Consider the following 26,870-nt stretch of genomic DNA (forward strand, 5'->3'; position numbering starts at 1 on the left):
CCTACAAGTCGCGGCGGCGAAGCAAGGCGTAGGACCAGTACACAAAAAGGGCGGTCCAGGCCAGGGTGATCAGGAATTCGTAGGCGTGTACCTGGTAGTCCAGTTCGATGGTTTCTCCGATTTGCTCCGCTACGGATTGGACTGCGTTGAGACGGCTAACCGGTTCCTTGATGAGGTTGGCCATCGATTCCAGCGGGAAAAAATCCTTGATCTGCTGGGCGGTTTCCCAGCTGACGAACCTCCAGCCCAGCAGGCCGAAAAAAACCTGCTCCAGGATCGCCCAGAGTATCAGGAACCCCAGGGCAAAGGCAGAGCGCCTGACCAGGATGCCCAGAAAAAGGCAAAAGCTGAAGAAGCCCACCAGTTTGACGAAGAAGGCCAGCAGGAATTCCATGTCGGAGAAGATGATAGAAACTTCGTTGTAGTCCGAATAGATCAGGCCCAGGATCATGGAAACCACAAAGACAAAAACGGTGGAGACGCCTGCAAAACTGAGTACGGTCAGAAATTTGGAGCCGATAAACTCCTTTTTGGACAACCCGTCTATGAGGTTTTGTTTGATGGTTTTGTTGCTGTACTCGTTGGACATCATGGAGACGATAACAATGGCCAGGAACAATTTGAAGAAGGCGGTAACAAAGGTGTTGAAATGCCAGATGTAAGGGAAGTTGAAAATTCCCTGTTCTGCCAGGTGAAACTCGATGGGCCCGATATCGAAGCGGATGGCTGCAATTAAGGCGATGGAGGTCAGCAGGATAAAGTACGAGAGGATCAATACCCGGCTGGAGCGGTTGTTCCAAAGCTTTATAAACTCGATTTGCAGGAGGCGTTTCATCTGTTGGGGGTCGGTTTAGGAGGCCCGGGGGGCAGTATTGTTGGTTAGGGCCAGGAATTGCTGTTCCAGGCTCTCTTTGCGTTTCACCAGGTGGGAGAGGCGGATGCCGTTCTCAAAACACCGGGCATTGAGGGTTTCGGCTTCCATTGGGGTTTCCAGGTAGGCGGTAAGGATCCCGTTCTCCTCGCTGAAATTGGAAAAGGCACCCATGCTTTCCAGAAAACTACGCAACTGGCCGTTATCGGCAGCGCGCAATTCGAAGAAGCCGTGGGAGGCCAGCATGCCGTCTACCTTGCCCGTGTAGAGGTTTTCACCTTTGCGCAGGATCACCACATGGGTACACACTTTTTCCACCTCATCCAGCAGGTGGGAGGCCAGCAGGATGGTGGTGCCCTGTGCTGCAATTTGCTTGATCAGTTCCCGGATCTGGTGGATGCCCTGTGGGTCCAGGCCGTTGGTTGGTTCGTCGAGAATCAGGATCTCCGGGTTGTTCAGCAGGGCCGATGCAATGGCCAGGCGCTGTTTCATTCCCAGGGAGTAGGTTTTGAATTTGCTGTCTTTCCGTTCCCAGAGCCCTACCAGTTCGAGCTTCTCCCGGATGCGGTCTTCAGGTACTTCCTTGATTTTGCATACCAGCCTGAGGTTCTGCACCGCAGACATATACGGGTAGAAATTAGGTCTCTCAATGATGGCCCCGACCTTTTTCAGGGCCTGGTGGGTGGAAGCGGTGCCATTGAACCACTGGAAGCTGCCCGAGGTCCGGTTTACCACATTAAGGACAATGCCCAGGGTGGTGGATTTACCACTGCCATTGGGCCCCAGGATGCCGTAAACATTGCCTTTTTCTATGGAAAAGGACAGATCCTTCACGGCGGTGAGCAGCCCGAATTTCTTGGTGAGGTTGGTAACGGTTAGTATGGTGTCCAAACGGAAGGGTTTTAGGAGCTTCTTTCCTTAGTTGACGAAGAATTGCGTAATTTGTTACAGGTAACCACCTAAAGCGCCTCGTTGTGTCCGAAGAAAAACTCATGTCCAAAAAGAAGCCGACTTTCCCGGTCTGCCCGGCCCTGGACGCGTATCTGGACCAATACAGCAGGAAGATTGAAATCCCGATTTTTTATGAAGACCTGCTGCGGTTTGCGGGTTCTGTGGTGGTTTATGACGACAGGGGGGAGGATACCCTCTGGATCCGGGTATATTACTCAGACACTGAACGGAGGGAGATCGATGAAAGTCTTAAAAAGGTGTACTCTATCCTGCACTCGGACGGGAGCGACCACACTTTCCAATACCTCAATGTGGATGCCGTAGATTACTGCACGTTTGGGAATTCCAAGCCCTTCCGGATCAAAGTGCGGAACATCCTGAATGACAACTTCACGTATTTCTACGTAAAAAAGGCGGATGCCTCCCGAATCTATGGGTTGGAACTGGAGCACCTCTTATCGCCTTATAACCTGAACTTTCTGGTATACGGCAACACCCTTATTGAAGAGCATATCGCAGGTATCCCCGGCGATGTCTTCATCAAGGAAATGCTGCCGGATTGCAGTGCCTCGGAAAAGGCACAACTGGCCAAGGAATTCGTGAAATTCAACGAGAGGTGTATGATCCGCCTGCTGGGGGACATGCGTTCCTATAACTACGTGATTGTCCCCATGCACGATTTCGACCATGTGGTGTACAAGATCCGGGCCATCGATTTTGACCAGCAGTGCTACGAGGGCAAGCTCAAGATTTACCGCCCGCAATTCTTTAAGGAAAACAACCCCATGGTAGGTCTGGTGCGTGACCGCCTGCTCCGGGATTCGGTGGACCAGTACAAGGTGGAGGAGCGGTCCTTTGTGGCCAAGCGCATCCTGAGTTCCCAACGGCGGATTGGTAAATTGATCTCGATTGCCAAGTCAGATACCATCTCCACCCCCGAGAACGTGGAACAACTCAAGAGTGATATCTACCAGCTCACGCACGATGTGCACTTTAAGAAATGCCGGTGTATGGGGGATATCCTGGAGGTAGCCCTCGATTTCGTGAAGCGGAATTACGAGGACGTCAGCATGAAGCAGATTATTGAAAAGCGTATCCGGATATAGTTTCCCTTCCCCCGTTTTCCGGAATGCCCATTTGTTTCGTAACTAAAACCATCAACATATGAAGACCCTTTTTCGTTTGGGACTACTTGTCCTGTTCGTTGTTTCCTGTAACCCGAAACCCGCCCCGGAACCGGACCCCCAGGCCGAAGCTGCTGCCTGGCAGGAGGCTAGGGAGGCGGCCTTGGCTGAGGTAGAGGCCGCCAATGCCGCCATTACCTCCCTCAGCAGGGAAGGGCAGTTTGAGGCTGCCGGGGCCTACTTCGCCCCGGATGTTATACAAATTATTACTGGCCAGCCGGAGATCCGGGGGCGGGAAGCCTGGATTGCTGCCCAGAGGGCCGCGGCCGAAATTGGGGATTGGAGCCTGGAATTGGAAGTCCTCGACTTCGAATTTTTTGGTGACCATGCCGTGGAACGCGGCAGGGGTGTCCAGACTTTTGAAGCCAATGAGAACAGCCCCATCCCCTCCATGCAATTGACGGGGGACTACATGGTCTTGTGGCAGAAGACCGATGAAGGATGGCAGATCCGCTACGACTATGTGGTGGTGCAGCCGCCGGCCGGGGAGGAGGGATAGGCTTCCGGTACGGGGAGTAAAATGATTTCAAAGGGGGTGGGGCTTTTGCCCCGCCCCCTTCTTTTTTAATATGGGGGCTTATACTGCAAGCGTCAATCGGGGGCTGGTCCCAGGCCGGGGTGCTTGCGGGTTGCAGGGTCCGGGAATACCTTGCTGGGTGGGGGGAGGGGGCCCTTAAATCGCCCCCGAACCGCCCTCAGGTTTTTTGCTCCCGGTTAAAGTACACCAGGTAGTAATACATCTGCCGCTCCTCGTCCCAACCTTTTTCCACAAATTTCTCTGCAGACTCCGGGTTGATGAAGTTCAGCTTAATCTGGATATTGGTGTCCAGGTCGATTACATTTTTGATTTTTTTGCGCGTATCGCTTACCGCTTTGTTAGCGATGGCAAAATCCGAGACGTCCTCAATGCTGTATTTGGGCCCTTTTTCCACCTTGTAGTGTTTAAACTCCGGGATGAGTTCCGGGTTCTCCAGGACCTCATTTAAAAAGCGGCTTTCCTCGAAGGCGTCATTTTTGGCAAAGTGGTTTACCGCCCGGTTCATAAAGAGGACCTCCTGTTGCTTATCCTCAGCGGGCAGGACCACGTCGCGGGCAAACCCCTGGCAGAACTTCAGGTAATTTTTGGTGTAGAAGGTCTCATCTGTGAGGGGGGCAAGCCCCAGGAATTCCTCAACCCAGTACTTGGCGTCGTAGCGGTTGCTGTCCACCGAAAGGACTTTGTACCCCTCCTCGCGGGAACGGTTGAATATCAGGCAGCCTTTATCGAGTTTATGCAGGTTAACCCCTTGCTCAACCATCATGTCCAGATTGGAACCTTTTTCCCGGAATTGCAGGAAGTCCTGCTTTACTTCACTTTTAAAAATACCGACGGCATCTGTCCTCTCGTTGTCCAGCATCACATCGGTAAGGTAAGTCACGTAACACTCCCCACTCTTTATATGGGGGTGGTTGGATTGCCCATAAAGGTGGCGGGCGATTTCCCGGCTTACCTCGTGCAGGCGGGCAGGGTTGTCGAAAACGGCAGAGACCGCTTCGTATATGGGATGGAATTCCAGGGAGGCTTCGTGCCGGAAACAAAAATAATTCTCCTCTTTTTCCCGGAACGGCTTAAAAAAGTACTCCTTCAGCAGCCCGCTGATTTCATCGTTCAGGGCGTATGGGGTCTCCGACAGAAACAGGGGTTCAGCACGGTGTTTGTTGCCCACACGGTGCAGGGATACTGTCTCGATTTGGGTCGCATAAAGGTTTAGCATGGCCAGGCCGTAGAGATAAGGTTAATTCCAGTTTTCGTCGAAATCCATGTCTTCGTAATTCCCGAAAGCGTCGTCAATGTCCTCCGCTTCTTCTTCGGGTTCGGCTTCAAACCGTTTCTCCGGAGGGGTATCGGGCACTTCTCCAAAGCTGAAGAGCAGGTTGGGGTAGCTGCGTCCGCTTTCATAAGGGGCCACATCGGCGAGTTCCACAAAGAAGGTCCACATATTCAGGAAGTCGTAGACGTAGAGCATCCTCGGGTTTTCCTCGCTAAGCACCTGGGAAATGGTGGTATTGCCCATGCGCATGCCTTCGTCCTCGGACTCCCGCATGTCGAAGAGGGGGATTTCCTCCTCCTGTTGCCAGTTCTCATCGCAGGTAAAGAAGGATGCCATTTCCTCACCCAAAAAACCGAACGACTGGGTAATGGCCATATGAAGGTCTTCCAGGCTGCTTGTTGCCTCAATTTCCAGGTCCCTGAAAATATCTTCCTGGGCATCGAGGATAACGCGGATTTTGTAAATCATGGAGTCTTCTTTGTAAAAAAGATTCCGGCAAAGTTACGAAGAAAACCGCGTTCGGTGGGTATGCCGCATCTGCAACCACAGGAAACCCTGCATTCCGAAGAGTACGGCTGCCATGACCAGGTGCAGGGGCTGGCTTCCCCAGGGGAAGGCCAGGTAATTCATAGCCACGCCGCTGACCAGGATGAGACCGATTACGATCAGGATAGGGGTCATGCCCCCATATCCCAGTTGCTTCTTGCCAATGCGCCAGGCTACCCACAGGTGCAGCAGTACGATCAGGATGGAAAAAGACCTGTGTACCAGGAAAACGACCGAAGGATCTTGTAGCCAGAGGTCCCGGGTGCCTTCCCCGAGGGCCTCTGCCTGCTCGTCCACGAATTGCCTGACCTGTGTACCCATCAGAATCTGCAGCAGAGAGGCCAGGACAGTGGCGGTCCAGACCCGGAAGGTCAGGGGGTCTGCCCGGTGTCCGGGATTGGTCTTGGTTTCCCGGAATACAATCCAGATAAGCATGCCCACGATGACCAGGGCCATAAACATATGCAGGGTAATCCGCACAGGTGCCAGTACGGAGTAGACCACGGTGGCTCCCAGCCAGGCCTGGAAGCCTATGGCGATTACCGTGAGCCAGGCAAAGGCCACCCGGCCTTTTTTCTCGGGCCACCAGGCCAGGGAACAGAGGGCCATGGCCAGGATGGCCAGGCCGGAGAGCGCGCCCAGCAACCGGTTGATGTATTCCACCCAGGTATGGGCAGCGTTGAAAACAGCGTAATCGTGGCGGGTGTAGGGTTCCCAGTGAGAGGCTTCGAAGGCTTCGGCCGCAGTGAAATCCTCCCTTGCCAGCAAGAGTTGTTCGTCGCGGATTATGACCTGGCCCTTTAAGTATTCCCTTCCCGGGGTCCAGATTAATTCGGATTCCTGGGTAGGGGGGATGTAGTACCCAAAGCACTTGGGCCAGTCCGGGCACCCCATGCCGCTGCCGGTCATGCGGACCACGGCCCCTGCGAGGATTACCAGGTAAACCAGGATCAGGGCGGTGCGGGCCATGCGGTAATAATACGTTCTGAGTCGTGTTCTCACAATGTGCCTGTTAGGGTTTGTTGGTATTGGGGCTCAGGCCCATGGCCCTGCCCTTTTCAAGCATAAAGTCCCTGGCGGGGCCGTGTTCGTTGGGGATTTCCCCCTCCAGGATGGCTTCCTTTATGGCTTCCTTGATCATGCCGATTTCCCACCCGGGTTTCAGGGAGAAGGCCTCCATGATTTCCTCCCCCGTAACCGGGGGTTGGAAGTTCCGGATCCGGTCCCGCTCCTCGACCTCGGTGATTTTTTCACGTACCAGTTGGAAATTTTTCAGGTAGCGTTTTTGTTTTTTCGGGTTTTTGGTGGTGATGTCCGCCTCGCACAGGGTCATCAGGTCTTCTACGTCATCCCCTGCATCGAATACCAGCCTTCTCACCGCAGAATCCGTCACATAATCGTTGGACAGGACTATGGGCCTGGAACTCATCATAACCAGTTTCTGGACGTATTTCATCCTGTCGTTCAGGGGCAGGCGCAACCTTTTAAAGAGTTTGTACACCATTTTGGATCCCACAAATTCATGTCCGTGGAATGTCCAGCCCACCTTGGGGTCGAACCGTTTTGTGGGGGCCTTCCCGATATCGTGGAGCAAGGCGGCCCACCGCAGCCAAAGGTTATCGGTGGCCTGGGCAATATTATCCACTACCTCCAGGGTGTGCCAGAAGTTATCTTTATGCCGTTGGCCTTCCCGCTCTTCAATCCCCTGCAGGGCTACGAGTTCCGGAAGGATATACCCCAGCAGCCCGGTTTTGTGCAGCAACCCGAAACCTATGGAGGGTTTATCGGTTGCCATAATTTTATGTAACTCATCGGTAATGCGCTCCGGGGAAACAATTCGGATCCGGTCTTTCTGCACTCCTATGGCATTGAGCGAATCCCGTTCGATGCGGAAGTCGAGCTGGGCGGCAAACCGAATGGCGCGGATCATCCGCAGGGGGTCGTCGGAATACGTAGTGGCCGGTTCCAGAGGGGTTCGTATAATCCCTTTTTCCAGGTCATCCAGGCCCCCGAAAGGATCCAGGAGTTTCCCGAATTCCAAGGGATCCAGCGAAAGGGCCAGGGCATTGATGGTGAAATCCCTCCTGTTCTGGTCGTCCTGAAGGGTACCGTCTTCTACTATGGGCTTGCGGCTGTCCCGGGAATAGCTTTCCCGCCGTGCCCCCACAAATTCGAGTTCCAGGTCCCCGTGGCGGACCATGGCCGTCCCGAAATTTTTAAAAACCGTCACCTTTGGGTTTCCCGGGAGTTCGTTGGCCACTGCACGGGCCAGACCAATCCCGCTGCCTATGGCCACGATATCGATATCTTTTTTCTGGTCGCGGCCCAGGAAGAAATCCCGGACATACCCACCAATGACATACGCCTCCAGTCCAAGCTCCTGTGCTGCATGACTCAGGGTCTTGAAAACAGGGTGGGCCAGCGCCTCCTTATGGTATTTCTGGGTGGTCATCGCTCCAATTCCGGTTCGTACAGGGTCATCCCTGTCCGGGTTTCCCCAAGGGGACTACCGTCTGGCAAAGGTACCACTTACACCAGAGCTGCTCAAATGGCCGGACCAGTTTTCGCATTCTGAATCATGGCCTTGAACTTCCTGCTTTACGATGGGGCAGGGGCAGCCGGCCCTCAAGGTTTGTTTATCCTGCTGAGGCATTTTAGTTCCTGGTAACGGGAGTATACCCCAAGGGCATTTAAGTATGAGACAACTACGCCCCTTGTACCGTCTAGAATACCTAGACGCAGGATAAAGTGGTTCAGGAATTTATAAGCGGGCCTCAGGACCATGGGCAGCCACCCGAAGCGTTTTCCCCTTGCGTATTCCTCCTGTGCCTTCATCTTTCCGTACCGCAGCATTTTCCCTTTATAGTCCTCATAGGAGCGGTAGGAATAGTGGATAAGCTTGTTGTCCAGAATGGCCGTAGACCCATCCACATCCAGGGTTTCATGGACAATACGGTTGTTGGTGAACCTGCAGCGGCTTTTTCGGAACAGACGGTAATTCTTGTCGCTCTGCCAGCCGCTGAAGCGCAATACTTTGTCTTTGAACATAAACCGGCGCCTGAAAAAGAAGGCACTTACCGATTGTTCCGGGTTGTTTATGGTCCGGTAGATTTCATCGAGCAGGGTATCTGGGATGCGCTCATCTGCATCGGTGAATACCACCCAATCGTGGCTGGCCTGCTCCAGGGCATAGGATTTCTGGTCCGTATAGTTAAGAAAATCCCGCTGGATGAGCCTGGCCTTGGGATGGGCCCGTACCACTTCTGCCGTCCCGTCTGTACTGTGGGAATCCACCACGATAATCTCATCGGCAAATTTGAGGTTCTCCAGCACCTGCTCAATATGCAGGATTTCGTTATAGGTAATCAGCAACGCGGATATCGGGACCTTCCTGGGCCCCAGATAAGGCTCGTGGATATGTGGGCCAAACAGCCACCGGATTTTGGTACGCCGGTAAGGGGAGAGGCGACGGCCTTCAGGCACGCCATGGGTTCTGAGGTAGGCTTCGGTAGCCTGTAGCATTCGGGATGCCGACTGCCCGTCTTCATACGGGTGGAAGGCGGCCTTGATCTCCGCCCGCTGCCGGGAGAAAGGGTCGTCCTGTAGGTTGGTTTCCACCAGGGCCCTGAGGTTGCGGTAATTCGCAGCGTTCTCCCATTGGATTCGCTCGGCAATACTCCTGTAGGATACCACGGGTTTGTCCAACAGCAGGAACTCGTAAATCACGGAAGAGGTATCGCTGATCAGTAGGTCTGCCGCGAGCAGATACTGCACAATATTGCTCTCACGGACCACTTCTACCCGAGGGTGCTGGGAGGCAAGCCCCTCGTATTGCGCCACCACCCCCGGGTCCATCAGGTCGTGAAATTTGATCTGTATGAGATACTTCGGGTCTTCCGCCAGGTCCCGGATTTCGTCCAGCAGATAGGGGGCTGAGGTCAGGCTTGGGGAAAAGGTGGGGGCATAGAGCAATAAAGTCCCGGCCCCGGCCTGTTCCAGGAGTTGGGTCCTGTGTTGTACGCAGCGGGCCCGGAGTGTGGCATCCCAGAGGATATCGAGCTTGGGCCACCCGGTTTGCACCACCTCGAAATCCTGGTGCTTTTCCCTGAGGGCCAGAAACCGCTCAGTAAAATAGGGGCCCTGGGTGAGGTAAAGGTCAAAATAGTGACGGATCCGGAAGTGTCCCTTTTTCTCCCCGGCCAGGCCATGGAAAATCTGGACCTTTACCCCTTGCAGGTAGTGGGGGACTTCGTTTCCCGGAACAAAGATTGCATCCGGCAGGTAGTGCTGTAACTCCAGGATCCGGGTCGTAAACGGATCTTCTTTGAAAGGAAAGGACTTCAGCAGATTACCGGTCAGAAACCATATGTATTCATGTCCCTCGCTGCGCAGGGCATCGCGAAGGGGTGCCATGATCCCAAAGGCATAGGGGTTTTGGCAAAAAAGGACCGTCCTCATTTACGGAGCATGGAGTTGGCCTTGTCCAGGTCTTGTTTGAAATCGACCTCCATACAATCGAACTGGGAGATATCCAGCGCCTGGATTTGGACCCCATCCTTCTCGATGGACCGCTCCAGGCCTTTTTCGAAATAATCGTTGTCCTCGCAGGCTTCCAGATGGCTGATAAATACCTCAAGGTCCTCGGCGGCGATAAAGTTGATGCCCACGGCCTCGCCCAGTCCGCCCTCTACTTCTTTGGACAGCGCTTTGATAGTTCCCTGATCGCTCAGGGTGTATTTGACTTCTTCTTCCCCTACCTTACTGGTGTTCACGGCCACAAAGGAGGTTCTCACTTCAATGAAAGGTCGTATGGCTTCCAGGAGCCTGTGGTCGAAAACCACATCCCCGTTAAGCCAAAGCACATCTTCGCCACGGTTTTTCCGAAGGGCCATCAGGAGGCTTTTGGAGGTATTGGTCTGATCGAAAAACGGGTTGTAGATATAGGTCAGTTCCGGGAAACGCTCCATGATCAGGTCTTTTTTAAAACCCACCACCACCTGTATGGCATCCAAATGGAAATGGCGTGAGAGGTTCTCGACCTGCATTTGCATGATGCTCTTTTGGTTTGCCAGGGGTGTAAGAGGCTTCGGAAAAGGATTGCCGAGGCGGGAACCTATACCCGCGGCCAGGATAATTATTTTCATGCTAAGGAGTCTTCTGGGCAGGCGGGGGAGCCCACTCCGGGAACTGCACCCGCCCGTGGGGTCAAAGGTACTTTTTATTGGGCAACTACTAAAATAGGCTATCCTAGCCGCTGTGGGTGACCTCCCTTCCCATTGTCACCGATTTGACTACTTTTGCACTTCAAACTAACGGCATTATGGATGGTAAGGCAATGGAAGCGCTGGCAAAGCGTTTTCCGGGATGGGAGTTTGTAGTGGCAACGCCTTCGGGGTGGCGTATCTCGGCAACTGACGACCGGGCAGCCACTCAGGCTTCCGAACTGGTTGGGCAGCTGCGCGCCCTCAACCCTGAGGGCGACCTGGAGATCCGGATCCATGGCTCACAGCCCATTATCGACCTTTTGGAACGCAAGGCCAAAAAATACCGTCGGATGTACACCTCCGGGTGTTTTGATGTATTCCATTTCGGGCACTTGAATATCCTGGAGCAGTCTAAAGCCCTCTGCGAATACCTTATCGTAGGGGTTTCCACAGACGAACTCATCGAAAAGGAGAAAGGCCGCCGTCCTGTAATCCCCTATGAGGAACGCGCCCGCGTTCTGGAGGCCATATCCTATGTAGACCAGGTAATCCCACAGGTGGACAAGGACAAGCAAAAGGTCGTGGATGCCTACCGTATCGATGCCATTTCGGTGGGGGATGACTGGAAGGGCCGATATCCCAAGGTGAGCTGCCAGATGGAGTACTTCCCCTATACCAAAAGTATAAGCAGTACCATCCTGAAAGATACCCTCAACCTCACCCTGCACCCCAAAGCTTAGGAAAGGGCCCGGTCGTCCGTGGTGGTATCCCAGTCTTTTTTAGGGGTTTCCCAATCCCCGTACCTGTAGGTTAGGTAGCCCTCCGTATCTACCGGAATGCTGTAGGAGTGGCCTCGAAACTCCACAGTGCGGAATTTCTGGTAATAGTTATAAGGCACAGATTTGGTCTTTCCCGCTATCATCCAGTAGGCCAGATCATCTTGTCGGTATTTTACGAAGATATCCAGGGTGACCTTCCCTTTGAGCAACCCGAAAAAGCGGCGCTTTCGGATTTTAACCATGCGAATGTCCCCTGGGGTAAAAGGAGGGTTACCCGCCTCGAAAGTCCGGATACGGATGCGCAAACCGGCGCCCCTGGCCAGGGAAAGAAAGGTGTCCAGTTTACCCAATTGGTCGGACATCATGGAGATATCCAGGTCATTGTCCCAGGGCAGCAGCCGGTTTTCCCGGCGGATTCCCAGTAAGGTACCGCCTTCCAGCCAGTAGGTAACCCCTGCCTGTTCCGCTATGCCGCAAACCTGTTGCAGGAGGGAGTGCGCCTCCTTGAGGTTTTTCCCTTCGAGTGTGATGTCATAGGCCATGCTGCAAAGCTACGCATAGCTAACCTAAAACCTGTAGGAATAGGGTATTATACCCGAATAAAGGGGGTCCGAAAACCGGGGATAGCATTAAAGTAGGTGCCTGTCGGGGTTTCAGGCAGCCGAAGAGGCTTCGCCGGCCTTGTAGATTTCCAGGGCGCGGGGTACCGGTTTGACCCAGGTACGTTCCGCCCTTCGGGCTTCCCGTTCCAGGCGGCGCAGGTACCGGTAACGCTCCACATCTTCCAGGGCACCCAGGTAACAGATGGTGATTCCGTTAATCCCGTCCAGAAAGCCCAGGCGTACCAGGTAGTTATAGCCGAATTTCCACGCGGGCTTCAGCAGTTGCAGGGCCCAGGAAAAGCGTTTTTCGGAGCGGAAGGCCTCCGCGGCCTTCAGCCGGCCGTACATGAGCATTTTCCGGCGGTAGTCTTTAAAGTTTTTGTAGCAATAATGGGTGAGGCGGGCCTTTAACGCTCCAGTCTTCCCCTTAACCTCCAGGCGTTCGTGAACCAGGCGGGATTCGCTGTATTTGGCCCCGGAACGCCGGAACAAACGGATATTCTTATCGGTTTGCCAGCCGCTGAACCTCAGGGGCCTTTCCCCGAACATAAAGTCGCGGTAAAACCAATAGGCATCCACGTCTGCCGGTGCTGCCGATAGGGTTCCCAGGATTTCGGCTTTCAAGGAATCGCCCACGACCTCATCGGCATCTATAAAGAGGACCCAGTCGTTATTGGCGTGCCGGAGGGCAAAGTTTTTCTGGGCCGTAAAGTTCTGGAACGGATGCTGGATCACTTTGACCTGGGGCTGCCGGAGCAGGTACTCATAGGTGCCGTCTGTACTGTAGGAGTCTACCACGATGATCTCGGAGGCAAAGGCCACCGAGGCGAGGCAACGCTCGATGTTCTCACGCTCGTTGTAGGTGATAATTAGGGCGGTAACTGCAGTGCGATACGGCATTATGGCGTTTTTCGAAACCCGAAATCGGGCATGGGTATACCCTTGTAACGCACAAAAAGGGGGATTATTTTAAGCGAGCCTGCATACCTTACGAAAAAGGCAAAGGGTCCGTTTTATGGGGTTCCGTGACTTCCGACCTACTTAGGAGCAGGGCTGTACAGGCCTAAGGACTGGTAAAAGAACATTAGAAAACCCCTATACTAAACGGCCACATCGTATTCCCTGAGCGCATCGTTCAGGGAAGTCTTTTTGTCTGTACTTTCTTTACGCGTTCCGATAATGAGGGCACAGGAAACCTGGTAGTCGCCGGCCGGAAATGACTTGGTAAAGCTGCCCGGGATTACCACAGAACGGGCAGGTACCCGTCCCTTGTATTCCACGGGGGCGTCCCCGCTGACATCGATAATTTTGGTAGACGCTGTCAGGACCACATTGGCTCCCAGGACGGCCTCCCGCTCCACGCGCACCCCTTCTACCACAATACAGCGGCTCCCGATAAAGGCGTTGTCCTCCACAATAACCGGGGCGGCCTGCAGGGGTTCCAGGACCCCGCCAATGCCCACGCCCCCGCTCAGGTGCACGTTCTTGCCGATCTGGGCGCAGCTTCCTACGGTGGCCCAGGTATCGACCATAGTCCCCTCGTCCACATAAGCCCCGATGTTGACATAGCTCGGCATCAGGATGGTGCCCGGTGCAATATAGGCTCCGTGGCGGGCAACTGCATGGGGAACCACCCGTACCCCTTTCCCCGCGTATCCGCGTTTGAGGGGTATTTTATCGTGGTATTCGAAAATCCCGGCTTCCAGGGTTTCCATTTTCTGGATGGGGAAATACAGCACTACGGCCTTTTTGACCCATTCCTCAATGTTCCACCCATTGGGGGTAGGGCTGGCGCAGCGCAGGGCGCCCTGGTCCAGCAGGTCCACTACTTCCCGGATGGCTTTTTGGGTTTCTGGGTTTTTCAGGAGTCCGCGGTCTTCCCACGCGGCTTCGATGCTTTGGCGCAATGCTTCCATGGTCTGGGTCTGTATTTTGGGCAAAGATAGGACTACGGGGCGGGGCGGCCAGCAAAATTTAGAGCTGTAACGATTTATCCGTAATTTTGTCAAAAATTTCCGGTGGGCAGGATTCTGGCAATGGACTTTGGGGAGAAACGGACCGGCCTGGCGGTAACAGACCCGCTCAGGATTATTGCCTCGGGCCTGGAAACCGTGGCTACGGAAGACCTGATGGCCTACCTGGAATCCTACCTAAGTGCGGAAACCGTGGACCTTTTGGTTATTGGTCAGCCTCGTCGGATGGACAACACCCCCTCTCAGGTAGAACCGGCCATCCTGGCCTTTATAACGCGCCTGGAGAAGCGTTTCCCAGGGTTGGAGATTGTGAGGGAGGACGAGCGTTTCACCTCCAAAATGGCCGCGAGGTCTTTGGTAGCAGGGGGGATGAAAAAGAAAAAGCGCAGGGACAAGTCGGTGCTGGACAAGGTAAGCGCCACCCTGATCCTGCAATCCTATTTAAGCAGAAATAACTTATGATTTTACCCATTGTGGCCTATGGAGACCCGGTGCTCCGGAAGAAATGCGAAGAGATCGATGCGGATTACCCCGGCCTGGAAAGCCTGATCCCCGATATGTGGGAAACCATGTACCAGGCCAGCGGGGTGGGCCTGGCGGCACCCCAGATTGGCAAGGCCATCCGCCTTTTCCTGGTAGACACCAGCCCCTTTGCCGAGGACGACGAGCTGGAGGAGGCCGAAAGGGGGCAGTTAAAAGATTTCAAAAAGGTCTTTATCAATGCCCGTATGGAATCCGAAACCGGAAGTAAGTGGCCGTTTAATGAGGGCTGCCTGAGCATCCCGGATATCCGGGAGGATGTTAACCGGATGGATACCATCACCCTGACCTATATGGACGAGGCGTTCGAGACGCACACCGAGACCTTCAGCGGGTTACTGGCCCGGGTGATCCAGCACGAGTACGACCATATTGAAGGGGTGCTTTTTACAGACCACCTCTCGTCCCTTAAAAAGCGCCTGCTTAAAGGACGCCTGAGCAATATTTCCAAAGGAAAGGTGCAGGTCGATTACCGCATGCGGTTCCCAGACATGAAACGAAAGCGGTAGGACCCTGCCCGGAAACCAACTTTTTTTACATCTTTGCAGCCAATTTCAACCCCTGCTATGCAATTAGAAAAGATATTATCCATTGGGGGCAAGCCGGGACTTTTCCGGCTGGTTACCCAGACCCGTACCGGATTTGTGGCGGAATCCCTGCTGGACGGCAAAAAAATCTCGGTAGGTATGACCGGAAATGTCAGTGTCCTCTCGGAAATTGCCATCTATACCCTGGAAGAGGAACTTCCCTTAAGGGAGGTGTTTGCCAAAATCCAGAAGAAGGAAAAGGGGGGTAAAATCCCGCTAAGCCACAAGGCGGCCAGGGAAGACCTGGAAGCCTACTTCTTCGAGGTCCTCCCCAACTACGACGAGGACCGCGTTTATGCCAGCGACATCCGCAAGGTTATCCAATGGTATAACCTGCTGCAGGAGAATGGGGTGAACGATTTCACCCCGGACACTGAGCCTGAAAGCGGGGAGGATGCCGGCCAGGAGGCCTGATCCCTTAATCCGGGTTCTGAGGCTCCGGTAAGTCAGGGACTTCCCAGGGGACCAGGGCAGACGGGTAGTACCGGATGTCCATCCGTTTGAAATAAGGTGTCTGCGCTGCAAGCCGCAGTTTGTATTCATCCCAGGAGCGTTTTGCTGCCGGGGTCCAGCCCAGTTCTGAATACCCCAACAGGCGGGGGAAGGCCAGGTATTCCAATTCTTCTATGGTACTGATGGTCTCCGACCACAGGGGCGCTTCAATGCCCAGGATGTCTTTCGGGGCAATCCCCGCGGAGTAGGTGGATGGGTCCCAGATATAGGCGGTATCCACCGGGATATACGCGGCCCAGTGCAACCCGTATTCTGATAAGGTGTCGTATTGCATATCCAGGTAGGCCTTGCGGGCGGGGGATAGGAGGACTTTCATCCCTTTACCCACGGCCCTCGTGGCATTTTCCTCATCTGCCCAGAACTGGGCCACGGTGCTGCTGTCCAGGTCGGCATGGGCCACTTCATCCCAACCGATCACGCGTTTGCCGTATTTCTGCACAATGGGCTCCACCCGCTCAATGAAGTAGATATAGTCGTCTTTCCGGGTGACGTGGCTCTCGTCCCCTCCGATATGGAAGTAGGGGCCCGGGGTCAGGGCCGAGATTTCCCGTACCACATCATCGATAAAGGCGTAGACCGTGTCCTTGCGCGTGTCCCAGGTGCTGAATCCCACATGGGTCCCAGTGTACAGTTCCGGGGTCTTACCATTGCCATTTAGGATAGGGTAGGCTACCGAGGCAGCGTTTGTGTGCCCGGGCATATCCACCTCCGGTACAATGGTAATATGGCGCTCGGCCGCATAGCGTACGATTTCCGCATAGTCCTCCTGGGTATAGAATCCGCCGGGTCCGCCCCCTACCTCTGTACTGCCGCCCACTTCGGTGAGCTTGGGCCAGGACTTGATTTCAATACGCCACCCCTGGTCGTCAGTAAGGTGCAGGTGCAGTACATTGAGTTTGTAGTAGGCCATCACGTCCAGATATTTTTTGACGTCCTCCACCGAAAAGAAATGACGGGCGACATCCAGCATGGCTCCCCGGTACCCGAATTGGGGTACATCTCGGATTTCTCCTCCGGGGACGGGCCAGATGGGATATTCCGCCAGGGTGTCATTGGACGTCTCCGGAATGGCCTGGCGCAGGGTCTGGATGGCCAGGAATGCTCCCTGGGCCGATCCGGCGCTTATGGTGACCGAATCCGGGCCTATGCGCAGGTGGTAGGCCTCCGGGTTATCCATTTCCGAGGTGCTCAGGTAAATCCCGCGGTGCACTTCTGTTTCCCCTTCGGCATTCACCGGGATCCGGAGCCCCGTCTTGGACTGTATTTTTTCCGACAAGAACCCGGCCACCCCTTCCAGGGCTTCCGTGCTGTAAATGGCGGTGAAACGGTCCAGGCCAAAAGCGGTGCCGCTGGGTGCTACATCCAGGGGCTTGGGAATCATGGGGACTGCTGCCAGGTCGGTTTCGGGAAAAACAATCCTGGGGGCTTCCTGGGTACAGGCGGCTACTGCCGCCACGAGGCCGGCAATGGCAGCCCCACGGATCAGGAATCGGGAAAGGGAAGGAGTTTTCATATTAGTTTGTACTATCGGTTGTTTTGAGTTTTAGGCCGATGACTTCCCGCCAGATGCGGTAGCCCTCGGCATTCATGTGCAGGCCATCTTCAATAAACAGCCCGGTTTTCAGACGGCGCCCATTAAGCATCGGGTGCCAGACATTTGCAAAATCTACGGCGGGGCTCTTTCGGGCCCGTCTCTCCAGCTTGCGGTTAAACCTCCGGTATTTCCCCCTAAGGTGCCAACGGCTTATGCTGGGTTTTGCCGCAATCCAGACCACCGGGGTCCGGGGATGCTCAGTTTGTATTTGCATTGTCAGGGTTTCCAGGGTTTTCAGGACCTGGCGGGGCCGCTTGCCTTCTGCCAGGTCATTGTCCCCTTCGTAAATGAACACCTGGGCCGGACTGTATTGCAGGACCAGGGCCTCCAGGTAATGGAGCAGGTCCGAGGCCTGGGAACCCCCAAAGCCGGTATTGAGTATTTGCACCCCGGGGAAATCCCGGGAGAGGGTATTCCACATCCGGATGCTGGAGCTCCCCGTAAAGACAATGGCGGGCTGTTGCCTGTTCCAAAGGCTGTCGGTTCGGGACAACAGGGCCGTCACTTCCTTTTCGAAACGCAAAGGGTCCTGCCCCCGGGCCTGTCGGGGCAGCAACAGCAGGCCCATGGCGCAAAAAGCCCAAAACAGGCCGTGGCCCGGACCGAAATTCTTGGGGGATATCTTCATAGGCGGTTAAGGAGCTAAAATATGGACTTTGGCCCAGTCGTAAAAGCGCTCGATCCAGGAATCCGAGGGCAACCCCTGCTGTTTCATGCCAAAGCCGTGCCCCCCTACGCTATATATGTGCAGAGCAGCGGTCTTCCCGGCAGCCAACCAGGCCTGGTAGAGTGCTGTGCTTCCGGCTGCCAGGCCAAGCGGGTCGTCCGAGGCGCATATCACCAGCATGGGTACGGCGTTGTCCGGGGCGGGCGCAACCGGGTAGGCTGTAGTCCAGGGGTAAACCGGGACGATAAAGTCGGCCGCAGTTTTGCCGGAGGCTTCATAGCCGACACCCATGGTTACGGCGCCCCCTGCCGAGAAGCCCATAAACCCGATTTTTCCGGGATCTAGCCCGTATTCGGCGGCATGGGCCCGGACATAGGCAACCGCCTGCTGCCCGTCCGAAATCGAGAAGGGGAGCACCCGGGCCACCTGGGCCATGAGTTCCCTGGGGTTTTCCGTCCCCAGGGTTGTAATTTCCTGTATCCCGTCCTTACCCGTGGGCACCAGGCGGTATTTCAGCACAAAGGCGGTAAAACCCTTTTCCGCCAGCCAGCTGGCTACCTGCCGCCCTTCGCTTTCGATGCTGAGGCCATATAGCCCGCCTCCAGGGGCAACCACCACAGCGGCCCCATTGCCCGTCCCTGCTGCTGGCAGGAAGACTTGCAGGCTTGGCGTGGAAACGTTGGTGACTACCTCATTGTCCCAGATGGGGGAGTAGTAGTGTTTTTCGCCCCCGGACCACATGACGTTTTCTGCCGGGGTGTGGGGCAGGGGGATACTGTCCTGGCTCCAGCCGGCCCCGGTGGTTAACAATAGCCCAGCAAGGGCGAGTATCGTATTTCGCATTCCGTTTTGTTTTAAGGTTTGTATTTCCGGGATCAGGGATACATGCCTTTCACGTCCATTTTAAGGGTGTAAATGGCATCCATGGCGGTGATAAACAAGATATTCCCCTCGCGGCCACCGAAGGTGACATTGGCCGTCCAGTCTTCCGGGACTTCGATATGCCTGAGCAGATCGCCTTCCGGGCTGTAGACATGCACCCCGTCTCCGGTGAGGTAGAGGTTGCCCTCCGCATCCAGGGTCATCCCGTCCGATCCCATAGGAGCCACCAGGACGCGTTCCCCAAGTGTCCCGTCCGGACCTATGGTGTACCGGTAGGTCTTTTTATCCCCTATATCTGCGATGTACAGCCATGAGCCATCCTTGGTGCCGATAATCCCGTTGGGCTGCACAAAATCGGAAGCGGCCAGCACGATCTCCTCTGAACCGGGCCGGATCATATACACCTGTTCCTGCTCGATTTCCTTGGCCTTCCGGGTCCAGTAGGGCCGTTGGTAATAGGGGTCGGTAAAGTAGATGGTCCCGTCCCGGTGAACCCAGATGTCGTTGGGTCCGTTAAAGTGCTTGCCCTCGTACGTACTGGCCAGGACCTGCACTTCCTTCTGCGGCCCTATACGCCAGAGCTCGAATTTCTCATCGGCCGCAGCCAGCAGGTATCCCTCCTGGTCAAAATAAAGCCCGTTAGCCCGTCCGGCGGGTTCCATAAACAGCTCGATTTCCCCGGTTGCCCCGTCCCACCTGTAAATGCGGTCATTGGGCTGGTCGGTGAAGTAGACATCCCCGTTTGCCGCGGTGGCGGGGCCTTCCGTAAAACTAAAGGTTTCCGCCACCAATTGGAGTTGGGGGGCAGGGTCTGCAGCTTCGGCGGCCTGGGGTTCGGTTTTTTCCTTACAGGCCGTTGCAGCCATCAGCAGGGCAGTCCCGAGGACCGCTTTGATTTTGGGTTTCATAGGTGGTTTATTTGTTCATTCGGTAGCCCGGGCCTTTTACAAACCTGCCCGGGGTGGCTCCTGTATGTTCCCCTCCTGAAATCACTGCAACCCCGTTGACCCAAACATGGTCCACACCCGTTGCGTATTGGTGGGGGGATTCAAAGGTCGCGTTGTCCTGGATCCGCTCCGGGTCGAAGGCCACCACATCGGCGTAGTAGCCCACCTGAAGCATCCCGCGGCGGTCGAGTTTCAGGTTGGTAGCCGGCAGGGACGTCAGGCGGCGGACGGCTTCCTCCAGGGAGATCACCTTTTCTTCCCTGACATAATGGGCCAGTAACCGGGCAAAGGAACCATAGGCCCGGGGGTGGGTGCTCTGCTCCAGGAACACCCCCTCGTTGGTGTAGGACCCGGCATCCGAGCACACGGACATATAGGGAAGGGCCAGTTTCTTTTTGATGTTGTCCTCGCTCATGGAGAAGTAGACCACCTGAATGCGGCTGTCATCCTCATAAATGAGCTGGGCTATGGCCTCGCGGGCCTCAATGCCCCGTTCCTGGGCAACATCGGCCAGTGTCTTCCCGATCAGGTGCCGCATCTCCCGGTTGCGGAACCCTACCAACAGGATATTTTCCGGCGGTACATGGAACTTGACTTCACGGATCATTCGTTCCCGCTGTGCAGGGTCTTCCAGGAATGCCATGGTCTGCTCGTGCCCCCCGTCTTTGGCCCAGGCCGGAAGCAGCACATTCAGGCCGGTAGAGCTGGCGTTGTACATATACATGTCGGTGGTGACCTTAAGGCCCCTCCGGCGCGCGTCGTCCACCAGGGTAATGGCGCTGTCCAGCAGGTCCCAGTTGTCCTGCCCCGATGCCTTGAAGTGGTAGATTTCGGAACGGATACCGGTCGAGTCCGCAACGGTAATAAGCTCCTTTACAGCGTGCAGAAGGCTGTCTTCCTCGCTCCGGATATGGGAAATGTACATCCCGTCATATTCGGCAGCAACACGGGCCAGATCTATGATTTCCGAGGTACTGGCATGACCGCTGGGGACGTAGATCAGCGAAGTGGAAAGCCCTACGGCCCCTTCTTCCATTCCCTCGCGCAGCAGGCGTTTCATGGTATCCAGCTCTGCCGGGGTAGGGGCTCGTTTTTCATATCCCATAACGTATTGCCGCAACGTCCCGTTGCCTACAAAGGAGGTAACGTTGGTCGAAACGCCTTTGGCTTCCAGATGGCTGAGGTATCCGCCCAGGGTGCGCCAGGGCACTTCGAATCGGAAATCGCCCTGGTCTGTGGCCATCTCCCGGTGCATTTCCGCATTGAGCGGGCCCATGGAGCGGCCTTCGCCCATCACTTCCAGGGTTACCCCCTGGCGGATATCGCTTTGGGAGCGGCCGTCCACCAATAGGGATACATTGGCCCAGCTAAGCATGTTTATAAACCCAGGGGAGACCACCAGCCCGGTGGCGTCGACCTCGGAATGGCCCACCTGGCCCGAAAGGTCTCCGATGGCGGCAATGGTATCGCCCCTGATCCCTATATCGGCGGGGTAGGCGGGCGCCCCGCTGCCATCGGCTACCGTTCCGCCGCGGATGATAACATCGTAGGCTGGCTCGGTAGTGCAGGACGCAAGTAGAAGCAAGAGTAACAGGGAGCGCAGGGCCATGGTGGTATCGGTTGGGTTATCTGTTAAATTTACGGGAATTTCCGTTCGCCGCCAAAATCTCCGAATCCGTACCTTTGCCGAAATTCTTAGCCATGAATTCCCGAACCGAACAGCTCAAGGCCCTAGACCGACTGATTACTATTATGGATGAACTCCGCGAGGGTTGTCCCTGGGATCGGAAGCAAACCATGCAGACCCTCCGGCAGCTGACTATTGAGGAGACCTATGAGCTGGGCGACGCCATCCTGGAGAACGACCTGGAAGAGGTCAAGAAGGAGCTCGGGGACCTCCTGCTCCATATTGTTTTTTACGCCCGCATCGGTTCAGAGACGGGGGATTTCGACCTGGCCGACGTGGCCAACGATATCTGCGAAAAACTGATCCGCCGCCATCCACATATCTACGGGGATACCGAGGTGGCCGATGCCGAACAGGTAAAGGCCAACTGGGAGAAGATCAAGCTGCAGGAAGGCAAGAAAAGCGTCCTCCAGGGGGTGCCCCTTGGGTTGCCCGCTTTGGTCAAGGCGAACCGGGTACAGGAAAAGGTGGCCGGGGTGGGCTTCGACTGGGAAGCCCCCGAACAGGTCTTCGAAAAGGTGCGGGAAGAATTGGAAGAGCTCGAGGCTGCAAGGGCTGGGAAGGACCGCGACGCCCTGGAGGCCGAAATGGGGGATGTCTTTTTTTCCCTGGTCAACTATTCCCGGTTCCTCGGGATCAACCCGGAAGATGCCCTGGAGCGCACCAACAAAAAATTCATCCGTCGCTTCCAGTTCCTGGAGGAGCGCGCCCGGCAGGCTGGCCGCTCCCTCCACGAGATGACCCTGGCCGAGATGGACGTCCATTGGGAGGCGGCCAAGGCGCACGACCCTAAACCCTAACGCCGAAACCCTTTGTTTTGATCCGGCAATACACCCGAGAATTCCGATATAATTTCCGCCTGGCTTCCCCTGTCATTCTGGGGATGCTCGGGCATACCTTCGTGGCCTTCGCGGACAACCTCATGGTGGGCCAGCTCGGGACAGCTGAACTGGCCGCGGTATCCCTGGGGAACAGTTTCTTGTTTATCGCCATGTCCCTGGGGATAGGGTTTTCCACCGCCATCACCCCTTTGGTAGCCGAAGCGGATGCGGCCGGCAACCCCCGGCAGGGAAGGAAGGTTCTGCAGAATGGCCTGGTCCTTTGCCTGGGCATTGGCCTGGCCCTTTTCGGGGGTATCCTGCTGGGCAAGCCGCTCATGTACCTGATGGATCAGCCGGAAGAGGTGGTGGCCCTGGCCATGCCCTACCTGGACCTTATCGCGATTTCCCTGGTCCCTCTGGTGGTATTCCAGGCCCTGAAGCAATTCTCCGAAGGGCTCTCCCGAACCCGGTACCCGATGTATGCCACCATTGTGGCCAATGTGGTCAATATCACCCTTAATTACCTCCTGATCTTCGGCTCTCTGGGCTTTCCCAAAATGGGGGTTGTAGGGGCAGGTGTGGGGACCCTGGCCTCCCGGGTGGTCATGGTCCTGTTCCTCTGGGCCCTGTTCCAGAGGCGTGCGTACTTCGAGCCTTATGTAAAGGCCCTGCGGTTCCGTCAGGTGGAGAAAAAAGTACTCCGAAAAATTGCTAGCCTGGGTCTGCCCTCGGCCCTGCAATTCTTCTTTGAGGTTGCCATTTTTACCGCGGCGATCTGGCTTAGCGGTGTTCTCGGGAAGAACCCGCAGGCGGCCAACCAGATCGCCCTGAACCTGAGCAGTATGACCTATATGTTCGGGATGGGCCTGGGCGTTACGGCCATGATCCGGGTGGGCAACCAGAAAGGGCTTCGGGACTATCCGGAGCTCAAGCGGATCGCCACTTCGATTTTTGTGATGTCTGCCATTCTCATGGTGGCCTTTGCCCTGTTGTTCCTAATTGGGCGGCACTGGCTCCCTACCCTGTACCTGGACCTTTCAGACCCTGTGGGCCGGGCCGACGCCCTGGAGGTTATGCAAATCGCTTCCACCCTGCTGCTGGTGGCGGCTTTTTTCCAGATTTCCGACGGGCTCCAGGTGGTCATCCTCGGGGCGCTGAGGGGGTTGCAGGATGTGCGCATCCCCACCCTGATCACCTTTGTGGCCTATTGGGTTATCGGTTTTCCGGTGAGTTATTACCTGGGCCTGAAAACCGACCTGAAAAGCACGGGGATATGGATCGGGCTTTTTGCAGGGCTCACGGCCTCTTCAATTATGTTGTATCTTCGATTCCGGAACCGGACGGCACGCCTGCTGTCCGGTCCCGGCCAACCGTAAAACCGCGACGACCATGGACCTTCCTAAATTCCTGCTCGCAGACAATACCGACTACCCTACCGCCATATTTGTACTCCATACCGAGTACCCGAGGTTTATCATCAACCTGGAGAACGACGAGGTGGAGTGGTTCGAGGAATTCTCCCCTGAGGACCGCAAAGACCTGGAGGAAGAAAGCACCCGTTTAATTTCAGAAGCCACGGATTTCTACGACAGGGAAGTGGCGCGCTATGAAGACTAAAGCCGTATGTGGGAAACGCTTTTGGAGTGGGACAGGGAAGCCCTCCTCGCGCTGAACGGCTGGGGCGGGGCCGGGTGGGACCGGCTCTGGCTGACGCTTTCCGATAAATGGGCGGCAATCCCGCTCTATGCCCTGTTGCTGGTATACGCGTTTCGATCCCTGGGTTGGCGGCGGGCGTTGCTTTTCCTTGTTTTTATCGCCTTGCTCATTACCGCCACAGACCAGATGGCCAACCTCTTTAAATATGGCGTAGGGCGGTTGCGGCCCTGCCATGACCCGGAACTGGACGGGCTGGTTCGCGTGGTGAAGGCCTCCTGCGGCGGTCGCTTCGGGTATTTCTCCGCCCATGCCGCCAATGCCATGGCCCTGGCCGTATTTTTCTTTGCCCATTGGGGGCGTTCCCGAAGTCTCTGGGGAAGCCTTCTGATCTTGTGGGCGCTACTGGTAGGCTACAGTCGGGTATATCTTGGGGTCCATTTTCCGACCGATGTGCTCACCGGCATCCTGATAGGCGCTTTCTTCGGGTGGCTTTTCGCCCGCCTGCATTTTTTGGCGGACCAAAAATGGATGCGATGATCGGGAACCGGTTGTACTGGCTTGGTGTTGCAGGGGTAGTCCTGGCCTATGCCGTAGGGCTACCTGCAACCCTTATGGAGAACGATTCCGCCCAGTTTGCCGTGATGGCGCAGCGCATGGTGGTGGAAAACGACTGGCTTAATTTGTGGAAGGGCACCGAGGAATATCTGGATAAACCCCACCTGCATTACTGGCTGGCTGCCCTGTCCTATACGATCTTTGGGGTCAGCGACTGGGCTTACCGCCTCCCGGCACTGCTGCTGACCCTGGTAGCGGCATGGAGTGTTAAGGGCCTGGGCAACCTGTTGTACGGCCAGCAGGCCGGACGGCTGGCTGCGCTGATTTTCCTGAGTGCCCAGACCATTGTCCTTTCCGTCATAGACGTACGGACCGATGCCGTCCTGACCGGCTTCACGGCCTTTGCGCTCTGGCAGCTGATGCGCTACCTCATGCAGGGTCGCCTTTCCGGTTTGTTATGGGGGGCTTTGGGGGCGGGTCTCGCCTTCTCCACCAAGGGGCAGATTGCCATCGTGGTCATCGGGCTTCCCGTATTGTGCCAGTTAATCGCTACCCGAACATGGCACCGGCTGTTTCACCCCAGGGTCCTGGTGGCCCTTGCCGTGTTTGCCCTGGTACTGGCCCCAGTACTGTATGCATATTACCACCAGTTTGACCTGCACCCGGAGAAGGTTATCCGGGGGCGGGACCACCGCAGCGGGGTCCTCTTTATCCTTTGGGAACAGAGTTTCGAGCGGCTCAGTGGGGAAGGCGTAGGCAAAAACAGCAGCGATTACTTTTTCTTTTTCCACACCTTTTTATGGGTCTTCCTGCCCTGGACCCTCATGGGACTGGCCGCATTTGGCCGCAGGGCTGCAGAAGCCTGGCGCCATTTCAGGGGGCGCGGGGGTGCCCTGCCCGAGTGGCTTACCCTGGGGGGCATTGGCCTGATATTCCTGCTGATCAGCTTTGCCCAGTTTAAACTGCCGCATTACCTGAATATCGTAATCCCGCTATTTGCCGTGCTGACGGCTGGGTTTCTGGACCAACAGGCACAGCAGGGCCGGGAAAACTGGCTCCGGAAGGCAGCCGTGGTACAGGCTGCTGTATTTGGTATTTTCCTCCTGGCTGTGGCCGGGATCCTGCTCTGGGTTTTTCCCCTGCCCTTTTGGGCTGCCGCCGGGTTGCTGTTGCTCTGGGGAGGGGTTGGTGTAGCCCTGTATCGCAGGGCGGATAGCCCGCTGGTCCGCCTGGCAGGCATCAGCCTTTTGGCGGCCATTGGCTTGAACCTGGTATTAAACGGATATTTTTACCCCCGACTGCTCAAGTACCAGGCCGGTTCCGAACTGGCGCGCTCCCTGACCGGGGAAGGCCTCGCCCCGGAGCGGATCTACAAGCTTGATGCGTCCCATACCTGGGCCTTCGACTTTTATTTCGGAAGGCCACTCGTGCAGGCCGATAAAGAATCCCTGAAGGAGGTTGCCTCTCCCTGGGTCTATGTCACCCAGGACCAATTGGATGCATTGCGGGCAGATGGCTGGGAGTGGGACAGGCAGTTTACAGCAGACCAGTTCCGGATATCCCGCCTACAGGCCCGGTTCCTCAACCCTGAAACCCGCGGAAAGGTGGTCCGGCAACGGCATTTGGTACACCTTACCCGCCCGTAGGGTTCCCCCCATCTTCCAGAACCAGGACCGGTTTGCGGAAGTGGTAATAGATGCCACAGAGGGAAACCGCGGCTGTTATCAGGAAAAACAGCATACTGATTGCCACAGCGGTCCGTTCCTCCAGCAGGAACCACACCGCCCCGTAGTAAAAGACGAGTTCGCGACTCCCGATGCCCCCTATGGTAATGGGCAGTACGGCAGCTATACTACTGGCCAGGAACAGCAGGAGGTAGGGGAGGGCATCCCCGTGTATCCCGAGGGAGAGAAAGATAAAGTAAGCGGCGCCAACCTGTGAGAGTTGTACCCCGGCGCTTTGGCCCAGGGCCTTCCAGAATACAGGGGTTATCTGCGGGAACAGGCGGCGGTGCAGGACAAAATAAAGCCCCAGCCCTACGGGAATGAGGGCTGCCAGAGCCCATCGAAAGGGCGCGATGGCTTCAGGTCCCGCCCAGATCAGTAACACCAGTGCAAAAGCAAAAAGGACGTAAAGGCCACTCAGGCGGTCCAGGAGGAGGACCGATACCAGCGGCTTAAGCGGATGCCCGAAGGCTTTTTTCAGTGCATATCCCTTGTAGGCATCCCCGCCTATGCCTCCCGGGAGAAACAGGTTGTAGAACATCCCCAGGGCATAGAGCCGGAGGTTGCTGCCCACCGATAGGGGCAGGCCCACCTGATGGAAATACCCGTTGAGGCGAACGGCCGCAATACCTTTTGAGATTATGAACAGCAACAGGGCAGCCAGCAGGTAAACCGGGCTTGCACTTTTGGCTGCAGCCCATACCTCCCGGAAAGGGATACGGTCGAAAACCAGGTAAAGCAGAAGGAGGCTGAAGGAGATCTTCAGCACCGCCATT

Annotated in this window: 28 protein-coding genes; 11 read left to right on the forward strand and 17 right to left on the reverse strand. The window is 55.9% G+C overall.

Annotated features, from left to right (window positions below; all coding sequences use genetic code 11):
• Window position 1: 1 nt before the first annotated feature.
• Window positions 2-835, reverse strand: coding sequence for an ABC transporter permease (locus CA832_RS11740; RefSeq protein ID WP_088341798.1), 834 nt, complete (start codon window positions 833-835; stop codon window positions 2-4).
• Between the two features lie 15 nt (window positions 836-850).
• Window positions 851-1,762 carry an ABC transporter ATP-binding protein gene (locus CA832_RS11745; protein ID WP_088341799.1) on the reverse strand — a complete coding sequence of 304 codons (912 nt, stop codon included), beginning with the start codon at window positions 1,760-1,762 and terminating at the stop codon, window positions 851-853.
• 83 nt (window positions 1,763-1,845) lie between these two features.
• Between CA832_RS11745 and CA832_RS11750 the strand changes: the two genes are divergently transcribed.
• Complete coding sequence (locus CA832_RS11750; protein ID WP_088341800.1) at window positions 1,846-2,928, forward strand: hypothetical protein; 1,083 nt, start codon at window positions 1,846-1,848, stop codon at window positions 2,926-2,928.
• A 58-nt stretch (window positions 2,929-2,986) separates the two neighbouring features.
• The gene (locus tag CA832_RS11755; RefSeq protein WP_088341801.1) at window positions 2,987-3,505 is read left to right on the forward strand and encodes a YybH family protein; all 519 of its coding nucleotides are present in this window, start codon (window positions 2,987-2,989) and stop codon (window positions 3,503-3,505) included.
• Window positions 3,506-3,701: 196 nt separating this feature from the next.
• Here the strand turns inward: CA832_RS11755 and CA832_RS11760 are convergent, their stop codons facing one another.
• The 6 genes from CA832_RS11760 to CA832_RS11785 form a co-directional block, all read right to left on the reverse strand.
• The gene (locus CA832_RS11760) at window positions 3,702-4,760 is read right to left on the reverse strand and encodes a nucleoid-associated protein (protein ID WP_088341802.1); all 1,059 of its coding nucleotides are present in this window, start codon (window positions 4,758-4,760) and stop codon (window positions 3,702-3,704) included.
• Between the two features lie 21 nt (window positions 4,761-4,781).
• Window positions 4,782-5,285, reverse strand: coding sequence for an IS1096 element passenger TnpR family protein (locus CA832_RS11765; protein ID WP_088341803.1), 504 nt, complete (start codon window positions 5,283-5,285; stop codon window positions 4,782-4,784).
• A 33-nt stretch (window positions 5,286-5,318) separates the two neighbouring features.
• Complete coding sequence (locus tag CA832_RS11770) at window positions 5,319-6,365, reverse strand: COX15/CtaA family protein (protein WP_088341804.1); 1,047 nt, start codon at window positions 6,363-6,365, stop codon at window positions 5,319-5,321.
• 10 nt (window positions 6,366-6,375) lie between these two features.
• Window positions 6,376-7,815 carry a CCA tRNA nucleotidyltransferase gene (locus CA832_RS11775; protein WP_088341805.1) on the reverse strand — a complete coding sequence of 480 codons (1,440 nt, stop codon included), beginning with the start codon at window positions 7,813-7,815 and terminating at the stop codon, window positions 6,376-6,378.
• A 173-nt stretch (window positions 7,816-7,988) separates the two neighbouring features.
• Complete coding sequence (locus tag CA832_RS15290) at window positions 7,989-9,776, reverse strand: CDP-glycerol glycerophosphotransferase family protein (protein WP_317042286.1); 1,788 nt, start codon at window positions 9,774-9,776, stop codon at window positions 7,989-7,991.
• 41 nt (window positions 9,777-9,817) lie between these two features.
• A complete protein-coding gene (locus CA832_RS11785) occupies window positions 9,818-10,507 on the reverse strand; it encodes a phosphocholine cytidylyltransferase family protein (RefSeq protein WP_088341807.1) in 690 nt (229 codons plus the stop codon).
• 176 nt (window positions 10,508-10,683) lie between these two features.
• Here CA832_RS11785 and CA832_RS15155 point away from each other — a divergent pair, with 176 nt between their 5' ends.
• Window positions 10,684-11,307 carry an adenylyltransferase/cytidyltransferase family protein gene (locus CA832_RS15155; RefSeq protein ID WP_198944481.1) on the forward strand — a complete coding sequence of 208 codons (624 nt, stop codon included), beginning with the start codon at window positions 10,684-10,686 and terminating at the stop codon, window positions 11,305-11,307.
• Here the strand turns inward: CA832_RS15155 and CA832_RS11795 are convergent.
• From CA832_RS11795 to CA832_RS11805, 3 genes are all read right to left on the reverse strand, one after another.
• On the reverse strand, window positions 11,304-11,888 hold the full coding sequence (locus CA832_RS11795; protein WP_088341808.1) for a LicD family protein: 585 nt from the start codon (window positions 11,886-11,888) through the stop codon (window positions 11,304-11,306). The genes CA832_RS15155 and CA832_RS11795 overlap by 4 nt on opposite strands.
• Before the next feature lie 111 nt (window positions 11,889-11,999).
• Window positions 12,000-12,848 carry a glycosyltransferase family 2 protein gene (locus CA832_RS11800; protein ID WP_088341809.1) on the reverse strand — a complete coding sequence of 283 codons (849 nt, stop codon included), beginning with the start codon at window positions 12,846-12,848 and terminating at the stop codon, window positions 12,000-12,002.
• 200 nt (window positions 12,849-13,048) lie between these two features.
• Window positions 13,049-13,864 (reverse strand): 2,3,4,5-tetrahydropyridine-2,6-dicarboxylate N-succinyltransferase, encoded by an 816-nt coding sequence (locus tag CA832_RS11805; RefSeq protein WP_088341971.1) that lies wholly within the window; start codon window positions 13,862-13,864, stop codon window positions 13,049-13,051.
• A 102-nt stretch (window positions 13,865-13,966) separates the two neighbouring features.
• On the opposite strand from CA832_RS11805, the gene ruvX reads away from it, so the two are divergent.
• Genes ruvX through CA832_RS11820 form a run of 3 tightly spaced genes read left to right on the forward strand, consistent with a single transcriptional unit; the run spans window position 13,967 to window position 15,462 of the window.
• Window positions 13,967-14,383 carry a Holliday junction resolvase RuvX gene (gene ruvX / locus CA832_RS11810; RefSeq protein WP_088341810.1) on the forward strand — a complete coding sequence of 139 codons (417 nt, stop codon included), beginning with the start codon at window positions 13,967-13,969 and terminating at the stop codon, window positions 14,381-14,383.
• Complete coding sequence (def, locus tag CA832_RS11815; RefSeq protein WP_088341811.1) at window positions 14,380-14,970, forward strand: peptide deformylase; 591 nt, start codon at window positions 14,380-14,382, stop codon at window positions 14,968-14,970. The genes ruvX and def overlap by 4 nt, the downstream gene beginning before the upstream one ends.
• Before the next feature lie 57 nt (window positions 14,971-15,027).
• Entirely contained in the window at window positions 15,028-15,462 is a 435-nt protein-coding gene (locus CA832_RS11820) for a DUF5606 family protein (RefSeq protein ID WP_088341812.1), read from the forward strand.
• Between the two features lie 4 nt (window positions 15,463-15,466).
• Here CA832_RS11820 and CA832_RS11825 read toward each other — a convergent pair whose 3' ends face one another.
• Genes CA832_RS11825 through CA832_RS11845 form a run of 5 tightly spaced genes read right to left on the reverse strand, consistent with a single transcriptional unit; the run spans window position 15,467 to window position 21,260 of the window.
• Complete coding sequence (locus CA832_RS11825; protein WP_088341813.1) at window positions 15,467-17,074, reverse strand: family 20 glycosylhydrolase; 1,608 nt, start codon at window positions 17,072-17,074, stop codon at window positions 15,467-15,469.
• Window position 17,075: 1 nt separating this feature from the next.
• On the reverse strand, window positions 17,076-17,783 hold the full coding sequence (locus CA832_RS11830) for an SGNH/GDSL hydrolase family protein (RefSeq protein ID WP_233131794.1): 708 nt from the start codon (window positions 17,781-17,783) through the stop codon (window positions 17,076-17,078).
• Between the two features lie 6 nt (window positions 17,784-17,789).
• The gene (locus CA832_RS11835; protein WP_088341814.1) at window positions 17,790-18,665 is read right to left on the reverse strand and encodes an alpha/beta hydrolase; all 876 of its coding nucleotides are present in this window, start codon (window positions 18,663-18,665) and stop codon (window positions 17,790-17,792) included.
• A 32-nt stretch (window positions 18,666-18,697) separates the two neighbouring features.
• The gene (locus tag CA832_RS11840) at window positions 18,698-19,612 is read right to left on the reverse strand and encodes an SMP-30/gluconolactonase/LRE family protein (RefSeq protein WP_233131795.1); all 915 of its coding nucleotides are present in this window, start codon (window positions 19,610-19,612) and stop codon (window positions 18,698-18,700) included.
• A gap of 7 nt (window positions 19,613-19,619) precedes the next feature.
• On the reverse strand, window positions 19,620-21,260 hold the full coding sequence (locus CA832_RS11845) for an N-acyl-D-amino-acid deacylase family protein (protein WP_088341815.1): 1,641 nt from the start codon (window positions 21,258-21,260) through the stop codon (window positions 19,620-19,622).
• Between the two features lie 92 nt (window positions 21,261-21,352).
• On the opposite strand from CA832_RS11845, the gene mazG reads away from it, so the two are divergent.
• From mazG to CA832_RS11870, 5 genes are read left to right on the forward strand one after another with little or no spacing between them, the layout of a single operon-like run.
• Window positions 21,353-22,138, forward strand: a complete 786-nt coding sequence (gene mazG / locus CA832_RS11850) for a nucleoside triphosphate pyrophosphohydrolase (protein WP_088341816.1) — start codon at window positions 21,353-21,355, stop codon at window positions 22,136-22,138.
• Between the two features lie 17 nt (window positions 22,139-22,155).
• Entirely contained in the window at window positions 22,156-23,535 is a 1,380-nt protein-coding gene (locus CA832_RS11855) for an MATE family efflux transporter (protein ID WP_088341817.1), read from the forward strand.
• 13 nt (window positions 23,536-23,548) lie between these two features.
• On the forward strand, window positions 23,549-23,776 hold the full coding sequence (locus tag CA832_RS11860; protein ID WP_088341818.1) for a hypothetical protein: 228 nt from the start codon (window positions 23,549-23,551) through the stop codon (window positions 23,774-23,776).
• Between the two features lie 6 nt (window positions 23,777-23,782).
• Window positions 23,783-24,352: a phosphatase PAP2 family protein gene (locus tag CA832_RS11865; RefSeq protein WP_088341819.1), complete on the forward strand. Its 570-nt coding sequence runs from the start codon at window positions 23,783-23,785 to the stop codon at window positions 24,350-24,352.
• The gene (locus tag CA832_RS11870) at window positions 24,349-26,016 is read left to right on the forward strand and encodes an ArnT family glycosyltransferase (protein WP_088341820.1); all 1,668 of its coding nucleotides are present in this window, start codon (window positions 24,349-24,351) and stop codon (window positions 26,014-26,016) included. The genes CA832_RS11865 and CA832_RS11870 overlap by 4 nt, the downstream gene beginning before the upstream one ends.
• Here the strand turns inward: CA832_RS11870 and CA832_RS11875 are convergent.
• Window positions 26,003-26,869 (reverse strand): lysylphosphatidylglycerol synthase transmembrane domain-containing protein, encoded by an 867-nt coding sequence (locus CA832_RS11875; protein ID WP_198944482.1) that lies wholly within the window; start codon window positions 26,867-26,869, stop codon window positions 26,003-26,005. The genes CA832_RS11870 and CA832_RS11875 overlap by 14 nt on opposite strands.
• Between the last annotated feature and the right edge of the window lies 1 nt (window position 26,870).

The sequence above is a fragment of the Robiginitalea sediminis genome (genome assembly GCF_002198115.1).
Lineage (GTDB): Bacteria > Bacteroidota > Bacteroidia > Flavobacteriales > Flavobacteriaceae > Robiginitalea > Robiginitalea sediminis.